Annotated in this window: 6 protein-coding genes; 2 read left to right on the top strand and 4 right to left on the bottom strand. The window is 62.6% G+C overall.

Annotated elements, in window-relative coordinates:
* Nucleotides 1–50: 50 nt before the first annotated feature.
* The 4 genes from HMPREF1546_RS01325 to ychF form a co-directional block, all read right to left on the bottom strand.
* Complete coding sequence (locus HMPREF1546_RS01325) at nt 51–1,430, bottom strand: M23 family metallopeptidase (RefSeq protein WP_083490936.1); 1,380 nt, start codon at nt 1,428–1,430, stop codon at nt 51–53.
* Nucleotides 1,369–1,908, bottom strand: a complete 540-nt coding sequence (locus tag HMPREF1546_RS01320; RefSeq protein WP_021749694.1) for an RNA polymerase sigma factor — start codon at nt 1,906–1,908, stop codon at nt 1,369–1,371. Before HMPREF1546_RS01320 ends, HMPREF1546_RS01325 begins: the two co-directional genes overlap by 62 nt.
* A gap of 239 nt (nt 1,909–2,147) precedes the next feature.
* Nucleotides 2,148–2,354: a hypothetical protein gene (locus tag HMPREF1546_RS01315; protein WP_021749692.1), complete on the bottom strand. Its 207-nt coding sequence runs from the start codon at nt 2,352–2,354 to the stop codon at nt 2,148–2,150.
* A complete protein-coding gene (ychF, locus tag HMPREF1546_RS01310; RefSeq protein WP_021749691.1) occupies nt 2,351–3,442 on the bottom strand; it encodes a redox-regulated ATPase YchF in 1,092 nt (363 codons plus the stop codon). The genes HMPREF1546_RS01315 and ychF overlap by 4 nt, the downstream gene beginning before the upstream one ends.
* A gap of 199 nt (nt 3,443–3,641) precedes the next feature.
* Here ychF and HMPREF1546_RS01305 point away from each other — a divergent pair, with 199 nt between their 5' ends.
* Both HMPREF1546_RS01305 and HMPREF1546_RS01300 read left to right on the top strand, forming a co-directional pair.
* A complete protein-coding gene (locus tag HMPREF1546_RS01305; protein WP_021749690.1) occupies nt 3,642–3,947 on the top strand; it encodes a hypothetical protein in 306 nt (101 codons plus the stop codon).
* Between the two features lie 3 nt (nt 3,948–3,950).
* Entirely contained in the window at nt 3,951–4,145 is a 195-nt protein-coding gene (locus tag HMPREF1546_RS01300; RefSeq protein ID WP_021749689.1) for a helix-turn-helix transcriptional regulator, read from the top strand.
* The last annotated feature ends 33 nt before the right edge of the window (nt 4,146–4,178 follow it).

Genomic DNA, 4,178 nt, shown 5'->3' with positions numbered 1-4,178 from the left:
CGCGGAACAAATTCCGCGCCGCGCTCACTGTTCTTTTCACAGAGGACCGGTCAGCCCATGCGGAGGGTGTCCCGCACGTCGCTGTCAAAATAGGCCACCGGGTTCTGGGGCTCTCCGTCCTGGCGGACCTCAAAGTGGAGATGGGCCCCTGTTGCCATGCCGGTCTTCCCCACGGCACCGATCATCTCCCCGGCCCGGACGGTGTCGCCCTCCTCCACCGTAAAGTCCCGGCACTGGCCATATAGGGTAGAAAGGCCGTCCCCGTGGTCGATCACCACATAATTGCCTCGCTCCACGTCATAGCCGGACTCCACCACAGTGCCGCCCGCTGCGGCCAGGACTGCCTCGCCCTCCGGCGCGGCAATGTCGATTCCGGTGTGAGTTTCACAGGTCTTGCCGCCCGGCTGCCACCGGGGGGCACCATAGGGGTTGGAGAGGCTGATGGTGTTGGCTCCCTGCACCGGCCACTGGAGGAAACGGCTGGCCGTCTCATCCACCGCATAGACGCCGTAGAGCCACGGGTCTTCATCACCGGCCAGCTGGGGCAGGAGGATCCCGCCGGGGCTGTTTGCGTCATATTCCACCTTCAGCCGCCCTGTGGACAGCGTGTAGGTCTTGGTCTGCTCCGAACCGTCAGTGAAGGTCACCGTCACCGTCAGCCGGGCGCCGTCCATCCGGTCGATGCTCTCCTGATTCGCCACCCGGGGATCCCTGTCCCAGTCGATATCGCCGGTGTCCGGAATCAGAAATCCATAGCGCACCTCCGGGTCATAGCCCTCCGTGACGGCAGCGCCCAGATCCGTCACCACCTCCATGGTCAGGGGCCCCTCTTCTTCCTCGCCATAAACGGCATGGATCACTCCTTCGCCGCTGGAAAGCCGGTACTCCGTGCCGTTGGCCTCGGCATCGAGATAGTTCTGCACCTCTTCTCTGGAGAGGTTGGTCAGAGTTCTGCTGCGGTACAGCGCCTCTCGGTCAATGGCAAGGGAAATGGTTCGAATGTTCTCCCCTGTCACCTGGAACAGACAGCCGGTGTAGTGGCCGCCCTCGGCAGACCAGGAGACTTGACCGGCTGTACTGAAGGCCAGCCCCCCGTTGGCGTTCGCCTCGTAACGCTCCCCCGTGTCAGCGGCATAGGCCGTCAGGCCGAAGGAGAAGCTGGGCAGGGCTGTTACCGGCGCGCCGCTCTCTCCGGGCTCTCCGCCGCCAATGGGCCCCAGCGTTACAGAACCTACCACCAGCGCCAGTGCACAGGCGGCGCATACTGCCGCCCGGAGCACCGGGCGCCGCTTTCCGGGCGCCAGATGTTTGGGGCCGGTCGTCTCCTTCTGCGCTCCCGCCGTCTGCCGGGCGGCGGACAGCACCCGGTCATTCAGCCCGGCGGGGGGCTGGATATGCTCCATCAAATTCTGATAGTCGTTCTTCTTCATGGTCGTCTCCTCCCAGCAGGTCTTTGAGTCTTTTTCGGGCCCGGCGGAGCCGGGTGCGGACTGTGGCCGCCGGAATGTCCAGCAGCCCGGCGATCTCCTCCGTGGAATATCCCTCGGCATAATACAGGTGGATGGGGACGCGCAGCTTTTCCGGCAGGCGGGCCACTGCGTCCCACAGCTCTGCGGCGCCGCTGTCCGCTTCCGCGGCCGTCTCCGGCAGGTCCGCCAGCGCCAGCACCGGACGCCGCAGGCGGAAGCGGTGCAGGTCATGGCACCGGTTCACCGTGCACCGCAGCAGCCAGGCCCGCAGATGCTCCCCGTCCCAGGCAGATGCCTCCTGGCCCAGCAGCCGGAGAAACACGTCCTGGTACACGTCCTCTGCGTCCTGGACGCTCTGCATCCGGCACAGGGCCAGCCGGTAGACGGCGGCACCGTGGTGTTCCATGGCATTGCGCAGCAGGATTTCAGCCTCTTCCATGCAATGCCTCCTTTCTCTCGTTTGAAAAGCGCTTTCACCCTATATACGCCGGGGCGGGCCGAAATGTTTCCCCCTGGGAATTTTTCTGCCAGACAGCGGACGGCCGCCCGCTATATGGAATGCTGTCCTGCCAGACGCCCGGTCCCTTTTGCCCATGAGGCCGGCCCCTGTCCGGCCTGCCGTCAGGAGATCCCTCTCCGCAGGCAAAACAGGCAGGCGCGTTTGCGCCTGCCTGTCCCTCACGCTTCTTTGATTCCGTAGATCTCAAACCGGCCGATCAGGTTCTGAACCGTCAGCTTCTGGGCCAACAGCTGCTGGTAGGTGGTTCCCCGATTCCTTCCCGCGGCGCGGAGCTTGTCCATGTCCGCCAGGACCTTGTCCCGTTCCTTCAGCAGGTCGGCGTACATGCGGTCATAGGCCGCCAGTCTCTCCGCCTCCGTCATCATACGTTGAACCGGAAGTAGACCATGTCTCCGTCCTGAACCACATACTCCTTGCCCTCGCTGCGGAGCAGCCCTTTCTCCTTGGCGGCGTTGACGCTGCCGCAGGCGATCATGTCCTCATAGGCGATGACCTCCGCCCGGATGAAGCCCCGCTCGATGTCGGAGTGGATCTTGCCGGCGGCTTGGGGGGCCTTGGTGCCCTTCTTGATGGTCCAGGCCCGGCACTCGTCCTTGCCGTAGGTCAGGAAGGAGATCAGGCCCAGCAGAGCGTAGGAGCACTTGATGAGCCGGTCCAGGCCGGACTCCTCCACTCCCAGCTCCTCCAGAAACATCAGCTTCTCCTCGCCCTCCAGCTCGGCGATGTCCTGCTCCATCTTGGCGCAGATGGGCAGCACCTGGCTGCCCTCTGCGTCGGCAATGGCCTTCACCTGCTGGTAGTACTGATTATGCTCCAGATCGGCGAAGCCCGCTTCGTCGGTGTTGGCGGCGTAGATCACAGGCTTCAGGGTCAGCAGGTCACTGGTGGCGATCAGGGCCGCGTCGTCCTCGTCACAGGCAAAGGTCCGGGCCAGATTGCCCCCGTCCAGATGCTTCTGCAGTGCGGTGAACACGTCCACCTCATGCTGGAACTTCTTGTCGCCCTTCAGGGCTTTCGTGGCCTTCTCCACCCGGCGCTGGACCATCTCCAGGTCCGCCATCACCAGCTCCATGTTGATGATGTCGATGTCCCGCCTGGGGTCCGTGCTGCCCTCCACGTGAATGACGTTCTCGTCGTCAAAGCAGCGGACCACGTGGACGATGGCGTCGGTCTCCCGGATGTTGGCCAGGAACTTGTTGCCCAGGCCCTCGCCCTTGCTAGCGCCCTTCACCAGTCCGGCGATGTCCACGAATTCGATGACCGCCGGGGTCTTCTTATCCGGCTGATACATCTCCGCCAGCTTGTCCAGCCGCTCGTCCGGCACCGCTACCATGCCCACGTTGGGGTCGATGGTGCAGAACGGATAGTTGGCGCTCTCGGCGCCGGCGTTGGTGATGGCGTTGAACAGGGTCGATTTGCCCACATTGGGCAGACCCACGATACCTAATTTCATAAAAGCAGCGCTCCCTTGCTGATATTTTCGGACAATTATTGTACCATTTCAGGCCCAAAAGCGCAAGGGTCAGCCTGCGTTCCCCGACGTTTTTCTATCCTCTTTGCGAAAATGTAAAACACTATTGACATTTCTCATCTGCCGTACTATTCTAAAAATGTCAAAAGAACTTGACAATTCAAAGCAAGGAGGCAGTTCTATGAAATTCTTTCGGAACATGGATGAGATGGAACTCCACCTCTCCCTGAACGCCATCCGGGTGGCCTGGTTCTTCACGGTGATGGCCCTGTTTATATGGGGGATCTGGGACTACGTCCACACCGGCCGTTTCACCGCGCCCATGTACCTGTTGATCTTTCAGAATCTCCTGTATTTTCTGGCCCTGCAGGTGGGGAGATGGCGCGCCGGGGACCGGGACGGCGCCAGGAGCTTCCTGCTGTATGTCCCGCTGCTGGTAGTCTTCCTGCTGGCCTTCGGCCTGCTGCTGCGGTGTGCGGGGCTGTGATCCATGGAAAACCGGATTCGGGAGCTGCGGAAGGCGGCGGGGCTCCGGCAGGAGGACCTGGCACGGGAGCTGGGCGTCACCCGCCAAACCATCAACGCCATTGAGAACAACAAGTACGATCCCACCCTGGGGCTGGCCATGCGGCTGGCCCGGCTGCTGAAAACCCCTGTGGAGGATATCTTCCATCTGCCGGACTGACGCAAAACACCCCCGCCGCGATGCGGCGGGGGG

Source organism: Oscillibacter sp. KLE 1745 (genome assembly GCF_000469445.2).
In the GTDB taxonomy this organism is placed as follows: domain Bacteria; phylum Bacillota; class Clostridia; order Oscillospirales; family Oscillospiraceae; genus Oscillibacter; species Oscillibacter welbionis.
This window is presented reverse-complemented; position numbering and strand designations above follow the sequence as displayed.